At 71.1% G+C, this 19143-nt stretch carries 18 protein-coding genes, 1 tRNA gene and 1 pseudogene; 17 read left to right on the top strand and 3 right to left on the bottom strand.

Translation table 11 applies throughout. From position 1 onward, the window contains the following. Positions 1 to 24 precede the first annotated feature (24 nt). Positions 25 to 999, top strand: a complete 975-nt coding sequence (gene miaA, locus ACFO6V_RS15950) for a tRNA (adenosine(37)-N6)-dimethylallyltransferase MiaA (RefSeq protein WP_377136866.1) — start codon at positions 25 to 27, stop codon at positions 997 to 999. Further along, entirely contained in the window at positions 996 to 1961 is a 966-nt protein-coding gene (dapF, locus tag ACFO6V_RS15945) for a diaminopimelate epimerase (RefSeq protein WP_377136864.1), read from the top strand. The genes miaA and dapF overlap by 4 nt, the downstream gene beginning before the upstream one ends. A gap of 78 nt (positions 1962 to 2039) precedes the next feature. Here the strand turns inward: dapF and ACFO6V_RS15940 are convergent, their stop codons facing one another. Beyond that, positions 2040 to 2639: a class I SAM-dependent methyltransferase gene (locus ACFO6V_RS15940; RefSeq protein WP_377136863.1), complete on the bottom strand. Its 600-nt coding sequence runs from the start codon at positions 2637 to 2639 to the stop codon at positions 2040 to 2042. Positions 2640 to 2691: 52 nt separating this feature from the next. Between ACFO6V_RS15940 and ACFO6V_RS15935 the strand changes: the two genes are divergently transcribed. The 9 genes from ACFO6V_RS15935 (at position 2692) to ACFO6V_RS15895 (ending at position 14340) form a co-directional block, all read left to right on the top strand. Then, positions 2692 to 3276: a GNAT family N-acetyltransferase gene (locus ACFO6V_RS15935; RefSeq protein ID WP_377136861.1), complete on the top strand. Its 585-nt coding sequence runs from the start codon at positions 2692 to 2694 to the stop codon at positions 3274 to 3276. 127 nt (positions 3277 to 3403) lie between these two features. Further along, positions 3404 to 4945: a GTPase HflX gene (hflX, locus tag ACFO6V_RS15930; protein WP_377136859.1), complete on the top strand. Its 1542-nt coding sequence runs from the start codon at positions 3404 to 3406 to the stop codon at positions 4943 to 4945. Positions 4946 to 5041: 96 nt separating this feature from the next. Continuing rightward, positions 5042 to 6061, top strand: coding sequence for a LacI family DNA-binding transcriptional regulator (locus ACFO6V_RS15925; RefSeq protein WP_377136857.1), 1020 nt, complete (start codon positions 5042 to 5044; stop codon positions 6059 to 6061). Between the two features lie 53 nt (positions 6062 to 6114). Continuing rightward, positions 6115 to 7785, top strand: a complete 1671-nt coding sequence (locus tag ACFO6V_RS15920; protein ID WP_377136855.1) for a glycoside hydrolase family 13 protein — start codon at positions 6115 to 6117, stop codon at positions 7783 to 7785. 67 nt (positions 7786 to 7852) lie between these two features. Then, positions 7853 to 9226 (top strand): ABC transporter substrate-binding protein, encoded by a 1374-nt coding sequence (locus ACFO6V_RS15915; RefSeq protein WP_377136853.1) that lies wholly within the window; start codon positions 7853 to 7855, stop codon positions 9224 to 9226. Positions 9227 to 9341: 115 nt separating this feature from the next. After that, positions 9342 to 10313 (top strand): carbohydrate ABC transporter permease, encoded by a 972-nt coding sequence (locus ACFO6V_RS15910; RefSeq protein WP_377136851.1) that lies wholly within the window; start codon positions 9342 to 9344, stop codon positions 10311 to 10313. Between the two features lies 1 nt (position 10314). Next, positions 10315 to 11202 carry a carbohydrate ABC transporter permease gene (locus ACFO6V_RS15905; RefSeq protein ID WP_377136849.1) on the top strand — a complete coding sequence of 296 codons (888 nt, stop codon included), beginning with the start codon at positions 10315 to 10317 and terminating at the stop codon, positions 11200 to 11202. A 42-nt stretch (positions 11203 to 11244) separates the two neighbouring features. After that, the gene (locus ACFO6V_RS15900; RefSeq protein ID WP_377136847.1) at positions 11245 to 13341 is read left to right on the top strand and encodes an ATP-dependent DNA helicase; all 2097 of its coding nucleotides are present in this window, start codon (positions 11245 to 11247) and stop codon (positions 13339 to 13341) included. A 9-nt stretch (positions 13342 to 13350) separates the two neighbouring features. Then, positions 13351 to 14340: an L-lactate dehydrogenase gene (locus ACFO6V_RS15895; protein ID WP_377136846.1), complete on the top strand. Its 990-nt coding sequence runs from the start codon at positions 13351 to 13353 to the stop codon at positions 14338 to 14340. An 85-nt stretch (positions 14341 to 14425) separates the two neighbouring features. Here ACFO6V_RS15895 and lexA read toward each other — a convergent pair whose 3' ends face one another. Beyond that, positions 14426 to 15241 carry a transcriptional repressor LexA gene (gene lexA / locus ACFO6V_RS15890; RefSeq protein WP_377136844.1) on the bottom strand — a complete coding sequence of 272 codons (816 nt, stop codon included), beginning with the start codon at positions 15239 to 15241 and terminating at the stop codon, positions 14426 to 14428. Between the two features lie 191 nt (positions 15242 to 15432). Between lexA and ACFO6V_RS15885 the strand changes: the two genes are divergently transcribed. The 6 genes and pseudogenes from ACFO6V_RS15885 to ACFO6V_RS15860 all read left to right on the top strand — a co-directional run bounded on the left by ACFO6V_RS15885 (position 15433) and on the right by ACFO6V_RS15860 (position 17836). After that, positions 15433 to 15879 (top strand): LysM peptidoglycan-binding domain-containing protein, encoded by a 447-nt coding sequence (locus tag ACFO6V_RS15885; protein WP_377136842.1) that lies wholly within the window; start codon positions 15433 to 15435, stop codon positions 15877 to 15879. Positions 15880 to 15998: 119 nt separating this feature from the next. Beyond that, the gene (gene nrdR, locus ACFO6V_RS15880) at positions 15999 to 16469 is read left to right on the top strand and encodes a transcriptional regulator NrdR (RefSeq protein ID WP_357446087.1); all 471 of its coding nucleotides are present in this window, start codon (positions 15999 to 16001) and stop codon (positions 16467 to 16469) included. 144 nt (positions 16470 to 16613) lie between these two features. Continuing rightward, positions 16614 to 16841 (top strand): DUF5302 domain-containing protein, encoded by a 228-nt coding sequence (locus tag ACFO6V_RS15875; protein WP_357446090.1) that lies wholly within the window; start codon positions 16614 to 16616, stop codon positions 16839 to 16841. 214 nt (positions 16842 to 17055) lie between these two features. After that, positions 17056 to 17292, top strand: coding sequence for a helix-turn-helix transcriptional regulator (locus tag ACFO6V_RS15870; RefSeq protein ID WP_377136839.1), 237 nt, complete (start codon positions 17056 to 17058; stop codon positions 17290 to 17292). A 3-nt stretch (positions 17293 to 17295) separates the two neighbouring features. Next, positions 17296 to 17694, top strand: a pseudogene (locus ACFO6V_RS15865) (tyrosine-type recombinase/integrase); the annotation flags it as partial. A gap of 70 nt (positions 17695 to 17764) precedes the next feature. After that, positions 17765 to 17836: transfer RNA gene (locus ACFO6V_RS15860), tRNA-Pro, on the top strand. A gap of 113 nt (positions 17837 to 17949) precedes the next feature. Here ACFO6V_RS15860 and ACFO6V_RS15855 read toward each other — a convergent pair. Then, on the bottom strand, positions 17950 to 18996 hold the full coding sequence (locus ACFO6V_RS15855; protein ID WP_377136838.1) for a glucose 1-dehydrogenase: 1047 nt from the start codon (positions 18994 to 18996) through the stop codon (positions 17950 to 17952). Between the last annotated feature and the right edge of the window lie 147 nt (positions 18997 to 19143).

Genomic DNA, 19143 nt, shown 5'->3' with positions numbered 1-19143 from the left:
GGCGTCGGCCCGTATGGTTGCCGCGTGATAGTCGTCGCCGTCGTAGGTCCCACCGCCACCGGAAAGTCGGACCTCGCGCTCGACCTGGCCCAGGCGCTGGGCCCCGCCGAGATCGTCAACGCCGACGCCTACCAGCTCTACCGCGGCATGGACGTCGGTACGGCCAAGGTGCCGCCGGCCGAGCGGCGCGGGATCGCGCACCACCAGCTCGACGTGCTGGACCCTGCCGAGGACGCCTCCGTCGCGCGCTACCAGGAGTCAGGACGCGCCGACCTGGACGCGATCGCCGGGCGGGGTGCGCGCGCCGTCGTCGTCGGCGGCTCCGGGCTGTACGTACGGGCCCTGCTCGACGCCATGGACTTCCCGGGTACCGACCCCGAGGTCCGGGCGCGGCTCGAGGCGCGCGCCGAGGCCGAGGGCCGCCGCGCCCTGCACGCCGAGCTCGCAGGCCTCGACCCACAGGCGGCGGAGAGCATCGACCCGCACAACACCCGCCGGATAGTCCGCGCGCTGGAGGTCATCGAGATCACCGGGCGCCCGTACACGGCCAACCTGCCCCGGCAGGAGTACGTACGGCCCGCCGTGCAGATCGGGCTCGACTGCTCCCGCGAGATGCTCGACGCGCGGGTCGCGTCACGCGTTGACCGCATGTGGCAGGCCGGTCTGGTGGACGAGGTGCGCGCTCTGGCCGGCCCCGAGCAGGGCGGGACGGGCTCCGGTCTGGGAGTGACCGCCGCGCGCGCCGTCGGGTACGCCGAGGTGCTCGCCTGGTGGCGCGGCGAGCTCACCGAGGCGGAGGCCAGGGAGGCGATCACCGCGAACACCCGCCGGCTCGCCCGCAAGCAGATGGGCTGGTTCGGCCGCGACCCGCGCGTCCACTGGCTCGACGCCGCCTCGCCCCACCTGCTCGACGAGGCGCTCGCGATCGTCGCCGCCGCTGACGACGGGACCCTGCCGGTTGCCGGATCCGAACCCGTGCGCCGTAGCCTGGGCTCATGACGCAGCCCGCGACCAGCTCTGTGCCCAACGTCCCGACGCCTGGCACCCTCGCCTTCACCAAGGGGCACGGCACGAAGAACGACTTCGTGCTGATCGCGGACCGCGAGGGCGTGCTCGACCTGGGTCCGGAGGACGTGCGCAGGCTGGCCGACCGGCGCAGCGGCATCGGCGGCGACGGCGTGATCCGGCTCGCCCCGACCGCCGCGCTCGCCCGCGCGGGCGAGGAGACCGCTCAGGCCGCGCTCGCGGAGGACCCGACCGCCGAGTGGTTCATGGACTACCGCAACGCGGACGGCTCGGTCGCCGAGATGTGTGGCAACGGCGTGCGCGTCTTCGCGGCCTTCGCCGAGCAGGAGGGGCTCGCCGACCTGTCCGCCGGGCCGCTCAGCCTGGGCACCCGCGGAGGCGTCAAGCGCGTCACCAAGGAGGCAGACGGCTGGTACGCCGTCGACATGGGCCCGTGGTTCCTGCCCGGCGGCGAGTCCGCCGCGGCCGAGGGCTACGACGCAGCGGTCGCGGTCCACGGCTGGACCGCACCTCGTCCCGCCCTGAGCGTCGACCTCGGCAACCCGCACACCGTCGTCGCCCTCGCGAGCCTCGACGAGCTCGACTCGCTCGAGCTCTTCCGCGCCCCCGAGGTCGCGCCCCTGCCCCCGCACGGCACCAACGTCGAGCTCGTGGTGCCGCTCGGCGAGGAGGAGGGGCCGGACGGCGTCGTCGGACGCCTCCGCATGCGCGTGCACGAGCGCGGGGTCGGCGAGACGCCGTCGTGCGGCACGGGCGCGTGCGCCGCGGCGCTCGCGGTACGCACCTGGCAGGCCGGGTCGTCCGGCGACGGCGCCCCCGACACGTGGATCGTCGAGGTGCCGGGCGGCGAGGTGCGGGTGCGCGTCCTGCCGAGCGGCAACGTCGAGCTCGCGGGCCCCGCCGAGCTGGTCTACTCGGGCCACGTCACGCGCTAGCAGACCCCGGCGCACGTGTCAGACGTACAGGTCACTCGGGTGATTCACGGGTCTGACAACTGCGGGACGGGTGACAGGTCAGCCCGCCACGCGCAGGACGCGGAAGCCCTTGGACGACGCCTCGCGCTCGACCTGGAGGTCGAGCGTGTCGGTGATCCACCGCGCGAGCGAGTCGGACCCCAGGTTCTTCTGCACCACGAGCCACGCCTCGGCGCCGTCCCCGAGCCGGGGCAGCCACCGCGTCAGCAGGTCGTGCAGCGCCTGCTTGCCGACGCGGATCGGCGGGTTGGACCAGCACACCTCGAACGTGATGTCCTCCGGCACGTCGTCGGGCAGCGCCGCGCGGACGTTCGTCAGGCCGAGCCGCTCGGCATTGCGTCGCACCAGGTCGAGGGCCCGCTCGTTGACGTCCACCGCCCACACGGTGGCGTGCGGCGCCTCCAGCGCCAGGGAGATGGTGATGGGTCCCCAGCCGCACCCCAGGTCGAGCAGGTTGCCCGACGGCGGGGGCGCCGGAACCTCGTTCAGCAGCACCGCCGTGCCCTTGTCGACCCCGCCGGGCGAGAAGACCCCCGGTGCCACCTCGATCTCCAGCTCCCGACCGGCGAGGTGGATGGTCCGGGTGCGGCGCTCGTCGTCCGAGGCGGGCTGCGCGGTGAAGTAGTGGTCGGTGGACACCGCGCAATCCTAGGCGCTTGCCGCCCGGCGTGACCGGTGCCAGCCTTCCGGCATGGAGATCGTGCCGGCCACGCCGGACCGGTGGGACGACGTGCAGACCGTGTTCGGCCTGCGGGGCGGCGCCCACCACTGCCAGTGCCAGCGCATCCGGCTCGGCGACCGGGCCTGGTGGTACCTCTCGGTCGAGGAGCGCGGCCACCACCTGCGCGAGCAGCTCGACGCCGGTCCGGACGCGCCGACGACCGGCGCCCTGGTCGCGTACGACGACGGCGAGCCCGCCGGCTGGGTGGCGGTCGCGCCCCGCACGGAGTTCGTCCGGTACCGCGGCAGCCAGGTCCCGTGGGCGGGCCGGCACGAGGACAAGGACGACGACGGCGTGTGGGCGGTCACGTGCTTCGCCGTCCGCGTCGGCTACCGCAAGCAGGGCCTGATGTACGAGCTGGCCGCGGCCGCCGTCGAGCACGCGCGGGAGCGGGGCGCCCAGGCGGTCGAGGGCTACCCGATCGTGCCCGACCCGGGTCAGCAGATCTCGTGGGGCGAGGTCAGCGTCGGTACGCCGGGACCGTTCGCGGCAGCGGGCCTGACGGAGGTCAGCCGGCCGACGAAGCGGCGTCGGGTGATGCGGCTGGACTTCTGACGAGGGCCCCTGCGAGACCATGGCCGCGGCTCCCGGTAGCCCGGCCGGGAAAGACATAGCCGCGGGACTTTCGGCCGTGGGATCCTTGTTGTACAGCAGGTAAGAACAATCGAGAGTTAGGTAATACATGACCCACACCCCGACAGAGCCCGAGCTCCCCGCAGAGGAGACGCCCGAACTCCGCGAGGTCCAGCCTGATGCCCAGGCGATCGCGAACGATGTCGTGGCACGGGTTCTCGCTCGGGCGGGGACCGCACGTGCCGACGGCGCCACGGTGCACACCGTGGCCGACGGTGACCAGCTGGAGCTCGAGGAGCGTACGGCGCTGCGCCGCGTGGCCGGTCTGTCGACCGAGCTCGAGGACGTCACCGAGGTCGAGTACCGGCAGCTGCGCCTGGAGAAGGTGGTGCTCGTCGGCCTGTACTCGGGTGGCGAGCACGCGGCCCGCGACGCCGAGATCTCGCTCCGCGAGCTCGCCGCACTGGCCGAGACGGCCGGCTCCCAGGTGCTGGACGGCATGCTCCAGCGCCGGCAGAAGCCCGACCCGGGCACGTATCTCGGTTCCGGCAAGGCCCTTGAGCTGGCCGAGGTCGTCATGGCGACGGGCGCCGACACCGTGATCGTCGACGGCGAGCTCGCCCCGTCCCAGCGTCGTTCGCTGGAGGACGTGGTGAAGGTCAAGGTCGTCGACCGGACTGCCCTGATCCTGGACATCTTCGCGCAGCACGCGAAGTCCCGTGAGGGCAAGGCCCAGGTCGAGCTCGCCCAGCTCGAGTACCTGCTGCCGCGCCTGCGCGGCTGGGGTGACTCGATGTCCCGCCAGGCCGGTGGCCAGGTGGGCGGCGCGGGCGCAGGCATGGGCTCGCGTGGTCCGGGTGAGACCAAGATCGAGCTGGACCGGCGGCGCATCCGTGACCGGATGTCCAAGCTGCGCCGTGAGATCGTCGCGATGAAGCCGGCCCGTGAGACCAAGCGGCTGAGCCGCAAGCGCAACGCGATCCCCGCGGTCGCCATCGCCGGCTACACGAACGCCGGCAAGTCCTCGCTGCTGAACGCGCTGACCGGCGCGGGCGTGCTCGTCGAGAACGCGCTGTTCGCGACCCTGGACCCGACAGTGCGGCGCACCAAGACCGAGGACGGCCGCGTCTACACGCTGACCGACACCGTCGGGTTCGTGCGGCGGCTGCCGACCCAGCTCGTCGAGGCATTCCGCTCCACGCTGGAGGAGGTCGGCGACGCCGACATCCTGCTGCACGTGGTCGACGCGTCCCATCCGGACCCCGAGGGGCAGATCGCCGCGGTGCGCGAGGTGCTCTCCGAGATCCCGGCCTTCGACAAGGTGCACGAGATCATCGTGCTGAACAAGGCCGACATCGCCGACCCGACCGTCGTCGGCCGGATCCAGCGGCGCGAGCGGCACACCGCCGTCGTCTCGGCGCACTCCGGTGAGGGCATCGCCGAGCTGCGCGCCCGTGTCGCGGCCGAGCTGCCGCGACCGGGGGTCGCCATCGACCTCGTGGTCCCGTACGAGCGGGGCGACCTGGTGCACCGCGTGCACGAGCACGGCGACATCGACCTGACGGAACACGTCGCCGCGGGTACCCACCTGCGGGGACGGGTGGACGAGCAGCTCGCCATCGAGCTGCGGCAGGTCGCCGTAGCCTCCTGATCCACCGCCGGCGTCCGGCGTCGGATACGCAAGCCGCTTGCAGGGTTATGCAATCCCTGCAAGCGGTTTGCGTTATCCGTGACTAGGATCGACGTCATGTCGAGACGGTTAGCGGATGTGGCGAAGAAGGTCGGCGTGAGCGAGGCGACGGTCAGTCGTGTGCTCAACGGAAAGCCGGGAGTGTCCCAGAGCACCCGGGACGCCGTGCTGACGGCGCTGGACGTGCTGGGCTACGAGCGGCCCACCAAGCTGCGGGGCAGCAGGGGCAAGCTCGTCGGGCTGGTGCTGCCCGAGCTCGTGAACCCGATCTTTCCCGCGTTCGCGGAGGTGATCGGCGGCGCGCTGGCGCAGCAGGGGTACACGCCCGTGCTCTGCACACGCACGGCCGGCGGCGTCACCGAGGCCGAGTACATCGATCTCCTGCTGCAGCAGCAGGTCTCCGGCGTGATCTTCGCGGGCGGCTTCTACGCCGAGCGCGAGGCCGACCACTCCCACTACCGGCGGCTGGAGGAGCTCGGGCTGCCCGTGGTGCTCATGAACGCGTCGATCGAGGACCTCGGCTTCCCGCGGGTCGCGACCGACGACCTCGTGGCGATCGAGCAGGCGATGGGGCACGTCGCATCGCTCGGGCACCAGCGGATCGGTCTGCTGCTGGGCCCGGCCGACCACGTCCCGTCGGAGCGCAAGCTCGCCGCCGCCCGCCGGTTCGCGAAGCGGAACGACCTCGACCTGGACGACGGACTGGTGGTGCACTCGCAGTACTCGCTGGAGAGCGGCCAGGCGGCGGCCAACCGGCTCATCGAGCGCGGCGCCACCGCGATCGTCTGCGCCAGCGACCCGCTCGCCCTCGGTGCGATCCGGGCGGTGCGCCGCGTCGGGCTGTCGTGCCCGGCGGACGTCTCGGTCGTCGGGTTCGACGACTCGGCGCTGATGAACTCGACCGACCCGGCCCTGACCACCGTCCGTCAGCCGATCGAGCCGATGGGGCGCGCCGCCGTCGACCTGCTCGCGGCGCTCATCGACGGCAGCGACGTGCCGCGCGACGAGCTGCTGTTCGAGCCGGAGCTCGTGGTCCGCGCCTCCACCGCCGCGCTGAAGGTTGTCACGAATCGATAAGGTTACTGTCGAGTTCTTGCGTACTCGTTGTCATGTGAATTACGGTTCACTGCATGACGACGACGTCCGAGCCTGCAGCAGACCCGCGACCCGCCGGGCCCGAGTGGTGGCGCAGCGCGGTGATCTACCAGATCTATCCCCGCAGCTTCGCGGACGGGAACGGCGACGGCACCGGTGACCTCGCCGGCGTCCGCTCGCGGCTGGGCTACCTGCGGGACCTGGGCGTGGACGCCATCTGGTACACGCCCTGGTACGCCTCCCCCCTGGCGGACGGTGGCTACGACGTGCGGGACTACCGCCGGATCGACCCGGCGTTCGGCACCCTGGAGGACGCCGAGGCGCTCATCGCCGAGGCCCGCGAGCTGGGCATCCGGACCATCGTCGACGTGGTCCCCAACCACATCTCGGCCGAGCACGAGTGGTTCCGCGCGGCGCTCGCGGCGGGCCCCGGCTCGCCGGAGCGCGAGCGCTTCTGGTTCCACGACGGCGCCGGTCCCGACGGGGCGCAGATCCCGACCGGGTGGGTCTCGAGCTTCCAGGGGCAGACCTGGACCCGCACCACCAACCCCGACGGCACGCCCGGCCAGTGGTACCTGCACCTGTTCACCCCCGAGCAGCCGGACCTGAACTGGAACCACCCCGACGTCCGGCAGGAGCACGAGGACGTCCTGCGGTTCTGGTTCGACCGGGGTGCGGCCGGCATCCGGATCGACTCGGCGGCGCTCATCGTCAAGGACCCCGCGCTGCCGGAGGTCCCGGAGACCCCGGGTCCGGGGGAGCACCCCCACCTGGACCGCGACGAGATCCACGACATCTACCGCGGCTGGCGGCGCGTCGCCGACTCGTACGCCGAGCCGCGCGTGCTCGTGGGCGAGGTGTGGCTCGCCGACCACGAGCGGTTCGCCCAGTACCTGCGCCCCGACGAGATGCACACCGCGTTCAACTTCGACTTCATGGCTCGTCCCTGGGACGCGAAGGAGCTGCGTGAGTCGATCCGGATGACGCTGGAGGCGCACGCGCCGGTGGGCGCGCCGGCCACCTGGGTGCTGTCGAACCACGACGTCACGCGGCCCGTCACCCGGTACGGGCGGGAGGACTCGTCCTTCGACTTCGCGGCCAAGCGGTTCGGCACGCCGTCCGACCTGGAGCTCGGCACGCGCCGGGCGCGGGCCGCCGCCCTGCTGGTCGCGGCGCTGCCCGGCGCCCTGTACGTCTACCAGGGCGACGAGCTGGGCCTGCCCGAGGCAGAGGTCCCGAAGGAGCTCATCCAGGACCCCATGCATTTCCGGTCCAACGGTGTCGATCCCGGCCGGGACGGCTGCCGCGTCCCGCTCCCGTGGACCCGGACCGGCACGAGCCTCGGGTTCGGGCCCGACGGCGGCGGGGCGCCCTGGCTGCCCCAGCCCACGGACTGGCGCGACCGCTCCGTCGAGGCGCAGGCCGGTGACCCCGACTCGATGCTGAGCCTCTACCGTCGTGCGCTGCACCTGCGGCGCGGCCTCCCGGCGCTGCACACCGAGGAGCTCACGTGGCTCGGCCTCGACGGCGACAGCCAGGGCGACGACGTCGTCGCCTTCACCCGCGGCGCCCGCTTCGCGTGCGTCGTCAATCTCGGGACGGCTCCCGTCCCGCTGCCCGCCGGGGCCACGGTGCTCCTGGCGAGCGGCTCCGTCGACGGCGAGATCGGACCGGACACAGCCGTCTGGCTCGACCTGCCGTCCTGATCCCCCTCTTCCCTACTCGTCTTCCCCCAGAGATGCCGTCCCAGCGGCACACGACCAAGGAGTGACAATGAAGTCAGCACAGAAGCGCGCGGCGATCGCCCTGGTGGGCGTTCTGTCCGTCGCGGGAACCCTCACGGCCTGCGGCGCGTCCGAGGAGCCGGCCGCGGAGCCCACAGGACCGGTGACCATCGAGGTCTCCATCGACGCCGGTCTCGAGCAGGAGGCGATCGACGCGTTCGACGAGCGTATCGCGCAGTTCGAGGAGGCCAACCCGGACATCCAGGTGGAGACCAAGGAGTTCACCTGGTCCGGCACGACGTTCGCCGCGGAGCTCGCTGGCGGCACGCTGCCCGACGTCTTCCCCATCCCGTTCACGGACGGCCGCGCCCTCATCGAGCGCGGGCAGATCGCCGACGTCAGCGAGCTGGTGGCCGAGCTGCCCTACGCGGACCAGTTCAACCCCACCATCGCGGCGGCGGGCCAGGATGCCGAGGGCGGCATGTGGGCCATCCCGATCGCTGCCTACAACCAGGGCCTGCACTACAACCGCGCGCTCTTCGAGGAGGCCGGGCTCGACCCGGACAACCCGCCGGCGACGTGGGACGAGGTGCGTGAGGCCGCCAAGGCCATTGCGGACAAGACCGGCCAGGCCGGCTACGCCCACATGACGCAGAGCAACACGGGCGGCTGGATCCTCACCACCGAGACGTACGCGCTCGGCGGCCGCATCGTCGAGGGTGAGGGCGAGGAGACGACTGCCACCGTCGACAACGACGCCACGGTCCAGGCCCTCGAGATGCTGCAGGAGATGCGCTGGGAGGACGACTCGATGGGCTCCAGCTTCCTGTACGACTGGAGCACCATCAACCAGGACTTCGCCGCCGGGAAGATCGGCATGTACATCTCGGGCGGCGCCAACTACCCCAACCTGTTCACCCAGAACCAGATGAACCCCGACGAGTACGGCGTCACGGTGCTGCCCCTGGAGGGCGACGACGCCGGCACGCTCGGCGGCGGCACGCTCGCCGCGGTGAGCTCCGCGGCGTCCGCGGCCGAGCAGGCGGCCGCCGTGAAGTGGATCGACTTCTACTACATCTCCAAGCTGACCGACCAGGAGGCCGCCGTGGCCGACGCCGAGGTCCTCGCCGAGACCGACCAGCCCGTCGGCGCCCCGGCCCTGCCGATCTTCGACCGGGAGACATACGAGGAGCAGCAGGGCTGGATCAAGGACCTCGTCAACGTCCCGCTGGAGAACTTCGCACCGATGACCGAGCAGATGTTCGACCAGCCGGTCATCCCCGAGCCCGCCGTCGCGACCCAGGACGTGTACGCGGCGCTCGACCCGGTGGTCCAGGCGGTGCTGACCGACGAGAACGCGGACATCGACGCCCTGCTCGCCGACGCGCAGACCCAGGTCCAGACCCTGCTCGACCGCAGCTGACCGCCGCAGGCCGGGCTCGCGCCCTGCTGGTCGAGCCTGTCGAGACCTGCTGAGGCCCCGACAGGCTCGACCGCCGCAGGGCGACGGGCCGGACCATCGACGAGGAGGATCCACGTTGACCACCATCTCCAGCCCGCGCCCGGTAGCGGCGCCGGCACCACCGCCGTCGTCCACCGCGGCGCGCCGTACGCGCCGCCGCACGCCCAAGGACTGGCTGCGCGAGGGCGGTCTGAGCACCCTGATCATCGCGCTGCCGATGATCCTCGTGTTCGGCGTCTTCTCCTGGTTCCCGATCGGCCGCGCGCTCGTCATGAGCGTCCAGGAGACGAACCTCGTCACCGCCCCCGTGTTCGTGGGGCTCGACAACTTCGTGTTCGTGCTGCAGGACCCGCTGCTGGGCAAGGCGGTCCAGAACACGCTGTGGTTCGCCCTGCTCGCGCTCGTCTTCGGGTACCCGCTGCCGCTGGCCGCCGCGGTACTGATGAGCGAGGTGCGGCGGATGCGGGGACTCTTCTCCGCGCTGGCGTACCTGCCCGTCGTCGTGCCGCCCGTCGTGGCGGTGCTGCTGTGGAAGTTCTTCTACGACGCCTCGGACACCGGCGTGTTCAACACCATCGCGGGCTGGGTAGGGTTCGGCCCGTACCCCTGGCTGCAGGACGCCGGCAGCGCCATGCCGTCCCTGGTCCTCGAAGCGACCTGGGCCGCGGCGGGCGGGACGGTGATCATCTACCTCGCCGCGCTCGTCGGGGTGCGGACCGAGCTCTACGAGGCCGCGGAGGTCGACGGCGCGGGCGTCTGGCGCAAGATCTGGCACGTGACGCTGCCGCAGCTGCGCGGCGTCCTCTTCATCACGCTGATCCTGCAGATCATCGGCACCTCGCAGGTGTTCCTCGAGCCGTTCCTCTTCACCGGGGGCGGCCCCAACAACGCGACCCTCACGATCCTGATGCTGATCTACGACTACGCGTTCGGGAGCAGCCTCGGCGGCAACTACGGGGCCGCGACCGCCCTGAGCCTGATGCTCGCGGGCGTCCTGGCAGTCCTCTCCGCGGTGTACTTCCGCGTGACCCGACCCTGGAGCAGCTGACATGGCAGCCACCATCGAACGCGGCATCGTCTCGGCCCACGACCGGCGCCGGCCGAGCGTACGGACCTCCCTCGGCGTGCTGCAGGGCGGCCTGCTGATCACCCTGGTCGTCGTCGGGCTCGGGCCGATCCTCTGGCTCGCGAAGGCCGCCGTCACCCCTACGCAGGAGACCCTGCGCGAGCCGCTCGGGCTGTTCCCCACCGGGATCGACTGGGCCAACCTCGCCACGGCGTGGAACCGGGCCGAGATCGACCACTACTTCGTCAACACGCTGATCGTGGCGCTGGGGGCCTGGTTCTTCCAGATCCTGGTCGCCACGACCGGCGGCTACGTGCTGTCGGTGCTGCGGCCCCGGTACGGCAACGTGATCTTCGGACTCGTGCTCGCGACGCTCTTCGTGCCGTCCGTCGTGCTCCTCGTGCCGCTGTACCTGACCATCCTCGACGTGCCGATCGTCCACATCAGCCTGCTCAACACCTTCTGGGCGGTCTGGCTGCCCATGGGCGCCAGCGCGTTCAACGTGCTGCTCGTCAAGCGGTTCTTCGACGGCCTCCCGCGCGAGATCTTCGAGGCCGCGCGCGTCGACGGCGCCGGACCCTTCCGGCTGCTGTGGAGCATCGTGCTGCCGATGTCGAAGCCGATCCTCGGCGTCGTCTCCGTGTTCGCCGTCATCGCCGCCTGGAAGGACTACCTCTGGCCGTTGCTCGTGCTCCCGGACCCGCAGAACCAGCCGCTCTCCGTCCGGCTGCCCGCCATCGCCCCGTACCTGGAGCTCGACGTGTTCCTCGCGGCGCTCGCGATCTCCACCGTGCTGCCGATCGCCCTCTTCCTCGCCTTCCAGCGCCTGTTCCTCAGCGGCGCAGGGCTGGGCGGCGCGGTCAAGGGATAACCCCTCGGCCGGCCGCCGGCACCTGTGGACGAGATGGGGTGCATGTCGGTGGTCCGGCCTAGGATCGAACGCGTGACCAGCCTTTCCGACGCCCCTCCCCAGACCACCGACATTCCCGATGTCGAGGAGCTTCTCGACCTCGCCGTCGGTGAGCTGGGCGGTGGGCGCCGGGACGGCCAGCACCGCATGGCCGTGGCGGTCGGCGAGGCCATCGAGAAGGGCGAGCACCTGCTCGTCCAGGCGGGTACCGGCACCGGAAAGTCGCTCGGCTACCTGGTGCCCGCCGTCCGGCACGCGGTCGCCGCCGACAGCAAGGTCATCATCTCGACGGCAACCCTGGCCCTCCAGCGGCAGGTCATCACGCGCGACCTGCCGCTCGTCGCCAAGGCCGTGACGCCGCAGCTCCCGCGCGAACCGAAGATCGCACTGCTCAAGGGCTGGCACAACTACCTCTGCGTGCACAAGGTCGGCGGCGGCTACCCCGCCGACGAGCCCACCCTGTTCGACCTGCCCGGCGGCGAGGACCACCCGCGCACCGAGGAGCCCGCGGCTTCCGGCGGCGCTCGCGGACGGCGCAGGGACGACGGAGCTACGCTCGCCGACCACGTCCGCCGCCTGCACGAGTGGGCGAACGAGACGGAGTCGGGCGACCGCGACGACCTCGTGCCGGGCGTGCCGGACCGGGCGTGGCGGCAGGTCTCGGTCACCGCCATGGAGTGCCTGGGCGGCAAGTGCCCGATGCTCGCCGAATGCTTCCCCGACAAGGCGCGGGCCGCCTCCCGGGAGGCCGACGTCGTGGTGACCAACCACGCGATGCTCGGCATCGCGGCCACGGGCAGCCCGGGCATCCTCCCGGAGCACGACGTCGTGGTGGTGGACGAGGCGCACGAGCTCACGGACCGGGTCACGTCCTCGGCGACGGTCGACCTGTCCATGGCCTCGGTCGAGAACGCCGCACGCCTGGCGCGGCGGCACGCGGGCACCAACACCGACTCGCTGGACGCCGCCGCCCAGGCACTGGGAACGCTGCTGGTCACGGCCCCCGCCGAGCGGTTCCCGAACGGCCTGCCCGACGAGCTGCGCCTGGCGGTCGGCGCGGTGCGCGACGCGGCCCGCGAGGTGCTGAGCACGCTGAAGCCGGAGGCGGGCGGCGGCAAGGGACAGGCTCCGGCCCAGCCCGAGCCCGGCCTGAAGATGGCGCAGGGCGCCATGCTGCAGCTCTTCGAGACGGCGGAACGCATGTCGTTCCAGGACACGACCGCCGACGTGCTGTGGTGCTCGCGCCCGGACAACAGCTGGGGCGGGTTCGCCGACAACGTGACGCGGCTGCATGCGGCGCCGCTGCACGTGGCCGGCCTGATCCGGATGCACCTGCTGGGGGAGGCGACAGGCGTCTTCACGTCGGCCACGCTGGCGCTGGGCGGCACGTTCGACGCGGTGGCCGGCACGCTCGGCCTCAAGGGCGAGGACGCCCCGCCGTGGCACGGCCTCGACGCCGGCAGCCCGTTCGACTACCCGCGCCAGGGCATCCTGTACATCGCCCGGCACCTCCCGGCGCCGGGCCGCGAGCCGACGACGGAGGCGCAGCTCGACGAGATCGCGGAGCTGATCACCGCCGCGGGCGGCCGCACGCTCGGCCTGTTCTCGTCCCGGCGTGCGGCGAACGCGGCGGCGGAGGCGATGCGGGAGCGGCTGGACTTCCCGATCCTGGCGCAGGGCGACGACCAGCTGCCCACCCTCGTGCGCGAGTTCGCCGAGGATCCGGAGGCCTGCCTGTTCGGCACGCTGTCCCTGTGGCAGGGCGTGGACGTGCCGGGCCCGTCGTGCCAGCTCGTGCTGATCGACCGCATCCCGTTCCCGCGCCCCGATGACCCGGTCAAGGCGGCACGCGCCAAGGCGGTGGAGCAGGCGGGCGGTAACGGGTTCATGGCGGTGTCCGCGCAGCACGCGGCGCTGCTGCTTGCGCAGGGCGCCGGGCGCCTCGTGCGGAGCATGGACGACAGGGGAGTGGTGGCGGTCCTCGACCCCCGCCTCGCGACGGCCCGCTACGCGTCGTTCCTGACCCGCTCGATGCCGGGGTTCTGGCCGACGACCGACTCGGCGCTGGTCCGTGCCGCGCTGGCGAGGCTCGACACCTAACCTGGGGGCATGGCAGCCCTTTCGGACATCCCGGCCGCGCCGTCCTCCGGCGCCCGCACCACCAAGCTCGCGATCGTGGGCGCCGGGGCGGTCGGCTCCACGCTGGCCTTCGCCGCACTGGCGCGGGGCTCGGCGCGGACCATCGCCCTGCACGACGTGAACCGGGCGAAGGTCGAGGCCGAGGTGCTCGACCTCCAGCACGGCCTCATGTTCACGCCCCAGGCGCAGGTGATCGGCTCGGACGACGTCGCAGTGTGCGCGGGCGCCGACGTCGTGGTCGTGACCGCAGGGGCGAAGCAGAAGCCCGGGCAGACCCGGATCGACCTCGCCGAGGGAACGATCGGCCTGATGCGCAAGATCCTGCCCGGCCTGGTCGACGTCGCGCCGGACGCCACGTACGTCATGGTGACCAACCCCGTCGACGTCGTGACCTACGCGGCGCTCAAGATCTCCGGCCTGCCGCGCGAGCGGCTGTTCGGCAGCGGCACGGTGCTCGACTCGTCCCGGCTGCGCGTGGTGCTCGCCGAGCGCTGCGGCGTGGCGGTGGGGAACGTGCACGCGTACATCGCCGGGGAGCACGGCGACTCGGAGATCGCGCTGTGGAGCTCGGCGTCGATCGGCGGTGTGCCGCTGCTCGACTGGGAGCCGCTGGGCGGTAACCCGCCGCTCGACGCGGCGGTGCGTACGGAGGTGCACCACGAGGTGGTCGACTCCGCGTACCGGATCATCGCGGGCAAGGGGGCCACCAACTACGCCGTCGGCCTGGCCGCCACCCGCATCATCGAGGCGGTGCTCAACGACGAGGGCCGGATCATGCCGGTGTCCTCGCTGCTGGACGACTACCACGGCATCAGCGACGTGTGCCTGTCCGTGCCGTCGCTCGTGGACCGGCGGGGTGTCACGGCCAACATGCGGGTGCCGATGTCCTACGACGAGCTGGCCGGCCTTCGTGCGTCGGCGGAGAGCGTGCGGGCCGTGCAGAGGCAGTTCGGCTTCTGAGGAGACCGCGAAGTAGAGCGCCTGTCCGCCTTACGCACGCTGAGCGTTGCGCAGGGCGGACAGGCGCTCTACTTCGCGAACCTCGTTACAGGCTGCGCAGCACCGCGACCACGCGGCCCAGGATCTGGGCCTCGTCGCCGGGGATCGGCTCGTAGGCCGGGTTCTGCGGCAGCAGCAGCACGTGACCGTCGGTCTGCTTGAACGTCTTGACCGTGGCCTCGCCGTCGATCATGGCGGCGACGATCTCGCCCTGCTCGGCGACGTTCTGCTGCCGTACGACCACCCAGTCCCCGTCGCAGATCGCGGCGTCGACCATCGAGTCGCCGGCGACCTTGAGGAGGAACAGCTCGCCGTCGCCCACCAGCTGGCGGGGGAGCGGGAACACGTCCTCGACGACCTGCTCGGCAAGGATGGGGCCACCGGCAGCGATACGGCCCACGAGCGGCACATACGACGGCGGGGGGGTGCTGGCGTCGTCGGGCACGGAGCCGCCCCAGTGGACCTGGCCGCTGCGGCGCGGCTCGGGCCAGTGGATCTCGCCGCGCGTCGGCTTGTCGACCTGCTCGGCCATCGGCTCCACGAGCTCCATGGCGCGCGGCCGGTTGGGGTCGCGGCGCAGGAAGCCCTTCTTCTCGAGCATCTGGAGCTGGTGCTTGACGCTCGACGGGCTGGCCAGCCCGACGGCCTCGCCGATCTCGCGCATCGACGGCGGGTAGCCCCGCGTCTCGAACGACTGCCGGATCGTGTCCAGCACCAAGCGCTGCCGTTCGGTGAGGCGGTCAGTCGGCGAGATCGTGTGCACGTCAGCGACCGCCTTGTCGGCTGGCGTGTCCAGCGTGGCGACGCCGGAGGCTGCCGTGTCGACGGCTCTCGTGTCGCTGGTCCCGTCCCGTCCCGTCATGCCCGTGCCCCTCCCGTTCCGACAAATGTTCTCCTGTGCGCTACCCACTCTAGGTCACAAACGCGCTCGGCTCAAACGAATGTTCGAGCGTGTCTCGACATGGACGGTGTCCCGTGCTACACAATGGTACGGGCGTTCGACGAACGCTTGTATGAACGACAGAAGCTCAGTCACTCATTCGAGGAGGGGCCATGGGGGACGTGATCCCGCTGCGGCAGTACACCCCGACGTATGAACAGGCGTATGCGCCGTCGTATGGCCGGGCGTTCGTGCCGGCGGCCCGACCGGCTGCGGTCCGTGCGTACATCCCGGTGGAAGGGCGCACGCTCGCCGGCCGGCTCGGCCTGGCCGGCCTCCGGCTCACGCGGCGCGGCCGGGTGGTCCTCGTGCTGCTCGCCATGCTCCTGCTCGCTCCGATGATCACGTGGGGGGCGACGGCGGTCGCCAGTTCCCCGGGTGAACCCACCGAGGTCCGGGTGCACGCCGTGCAGCCGGGAGAGACGCTCTGGGGCTTCGCCCAGGAGATCGCGAGACCCGGCGAGGACGTGCGACACGCGGTCGGCAGGCTGCAGGACCTGAACGAGATGTCGACCGGCACGCTGCGCGTCGGGGAGCTGTTGCTCCTGCCCAAGGAGTGACGAAAGGCCTCGATTCGCCGACGAATGTTGCGGCTATGTTGCAAGGGGGTGGTTTGCCCGCTTACGGTCGGGGCGCGACCGGAGGCCTCCGGTCGATGGTCGACCACGCAGGAGTGAGCATGCACTGCCCGTTCTGTCGCCACGCCGACTCGCGCGTGGTGGACTCGCGGACTGCCGACGACGGCCTGTCGATCCGGCGCCGACGGCAGTGCCCGAACTGCAACCGACGGTTCACCACCGTGGAGACCGCGAGCCTGTCCGTGGTCAAGCGCTCCGGCGCCACAGAGCCGTTCAGCCGCGACAAGGTCGCCGCGGGTGTGCGCAAGGCGTGCCAGGGGCGCCCGGTGAGCGACGACGACCTCGCGATCCTGGCCCAGCGGGTCGAGGAGACCCTGCGGAGCAACGGCAGCGCGGAGATCGACGCGTACGAGGTGGGCCTCGCCATCCTCGGCCCGCTCCGCGAGCTCGACGAGGTGGCGTACCTCCGGTTCGCGAGCGTCTACCAGGCGTTCGACTCGCTCGAGGACTTCGAGAGCGCGATCACCTCGCTCCGTGCGGAGCGCGCCGAGCGGGCGGCCGCTCAGGCATAGGGAGTCTGCGCGGCCGGGCGCGTCGTCGTCGGCCGTAGCCTGGGTGGAATCCAAAAATGTTGGCACCTGGCTGTGCCGTGGTGCAGGCTGGGGCCGACGACGGACCCGATCGAGGGACCCCCGGAACAAGAGGAGGTGATCGGTGTGACGGACGAGAAGCCCAATGCCGAGGCAGCCGAGACCAAGGGTGCTGAAGAGCCCAAGGTCGCGACAGCGCCGAGCACGGACGCGAAGGCGAAGTTCAAGGAAGCTCTGGACCGCAAGAATGCGGCTCGGAGCCGGACCTCCGCGGGCGATGTGAACACTGGTGCGGTGCACGGCTCGGAGACGACCGGCCCAGTCCAGAAGATGTTCCGCCGCAAGTCCGGCTGAGACTGTTCGGCCGAGGCCGTCGACCAGGTATCTGACCTGGTCGGCGGCTTTTGTTGTCTCGCGAGGCGCCTAGCAAAGGGATAGATGACCCGCGATGACACAGTTCGTGACACGGTTTGAACGCTCGGGAATGACCGATAGTGCCTACGGATGCTCGACACTGTCGGCGCCGTTGGCGCACCTCAGATACATGAGCGCCTCGCACGACAAGCCAATGGATCGCACACCGATGTGGACCCTCGAGGAGCTGTGCACGGTCCTGCGCACCACGCCCGCGACCATCTACACCTGGCGGAAGCACGGTCAGGGGCCCCGCGCCCACAAGGTCGGTCGGCACCTGCTGTCCGCAGACGCTGACGTGCGCGCGTGGCTCGAGTCGCGTGTCGCGGACACCGAGTGTGGTGACGACGAGGCGACACCCGAGCGCCGCATCACCGGACCGGGGTGGTGAGCAATGGGCAGAACGGAGCTCCAGCCGGGCGAACACGGCAGCATCTCCATCAAGCAGACCGGGCCGAAGACATGGCGGGCTCGGACACGGCTCAAGCTCATGACCGGAGAGATTGTGCCGGTCTCTCGAAACGGATCCCGTGAGGACAAAGCACGCCTCAAGGTGCAAGCCGCGGTGGCCGAACTGCTCAAGGCAGCGCGCGGCTCGGATGAACTCAAACCAGATTCGAAGGTGGGACTCGCATGCCGCCAGTGGGTAACTGAGATGCGAGTTCGCTCGACCTGGCCTCGACCTCCGATGAGGCCGCAGACGATCGACAAGTACGAGTACCAGCTCGACCGGTACGTGGTTCCGACGCTGGGAAAGAAGCGCCTGAATGAATTGACCCCGGCTTCGTGCCAGCGTCTCATCGACTCCTGCAGAAACGCCGTCCGGTGGGAACGGTGGGAGCGAAATGGCGACCACGAATCTGCGGGTTGTGGCACGGGCTGTGACGCTCCCACCTGGGAGGAGAGGGTCGCTGGTTCGAATCCAGTCAGCCCGACATGTCTGGCCTGGTGAGTCGAGCTCCCCGACAGAAACCCGACACTTTGGTGTCGTGGAGGCCCGTTCTGCGACGTGGTTCGCAGAGCGTGACGATCGCCTGAGCATCGACCTTCACAGTTCCAGCACGGTCTTGATTCCACCCAGGTTGCCCGTTAGCGCTGTGACGGCGTCCTCGAGCGGCACCCGGTGGGTCAGGATGCGGCCGAGCCACTCGGCGTCGGCCCCGGCCAGCACCTCCGCGGCTGCCCGGTAGTGGCCCAGGTTGGCGTTGACCGATCCGATCACCGCGTCGTTCTCCAGCACGATCTCCCGGTTGAGCGCCCCGGCGTCGATCGTGAAATGCCGCCCCGCCGTCGTGACACCCGTGAGGCAGGTGACGCCGTAGCTCTTGGTCGCGGACAACGCGTCGAGGACCACCGGGCTCGCGCCGGTTGCCTCGATCACCACGCCCGGCTGCACGGCGGCGGCCACGTCTGTGACCGACTCGGTGTGGTATTCGGCCCCGAGATCCCGGACCAGTTGCGGCTTCGGGCCGTCGGTGACGCGGTCCAACACATGCACCTCCAGGCCCCGCTGCACGCCGATCAGCGCGGCCAGCAGGCCGATCGGACCGGCACCGGTCACTACGACAACCTCTGGCTCGAACCAGGCGCGCCCTCCGACCAGGTCGATCTGCTCCCACGCCTTGGCCACCACCGAGGTTGGCTCGAGCAACATCCCGACATCCTTGAGCGCGGGGTCGAGGCGGACGGCGTAGTCGGCCTCGGCGGTCCACCGTTCGGAGGCGAACCCGTCGATCGCCTTGATGCCGCGTTCGGTGTACTCGCCGTTGCGGCACATGTCGAACTGGCCGCGGGCGCACGCCCCGCACGGTTCCGGGTCCGGGCGGCGGACCACGCCCACCACGAGGTCGCCGGGCGCGAAGCCGGACCCGTGGGGCGCCGTCCGCACCCGGCCGAGGGACTCGTGCCCGAGCACCAATCGCTCACGCCCGGGTGGTGCCCAGCCGTACTCGCCGGCCACGATCTCCCGGTCCGTGCCGCACACGCCGACGGCCAGGCCGTCGACCAGGAGCTCACGGTCACCAGGGACCGGCTCCTCGATGTCGGTGACGGCGAGAGAGCCGGCTTGTTGCGGTATCAGGGTCAGGGCGCGCATCAGGTGACCTCCTCTTGCGTGGCGGACGGCGAGGTGGCGTGTTGGACGACGCCCGCCTCTACGTCCCGTTCCGCGAGCGATTCGGCGCGTCGTCCCATCAGCGTAAGTTCGGCAGGCGGCACCTACCAGGGGACCCGAACTGGGTGC

The organism is Promicromonospora alba (assembly GCF_042654905.1).
Classification (GTDB): Bacteria; Actinomycetota; Actinomycetes; order Actinomycetales; family Cellulomonadaceae; genus Promicromonospora; species Promicromonospora alba.
Note: the sequence above shows the minus strand (reverse complement) of the source record. Positions and strands in the feature narration are given on the sequence as shown.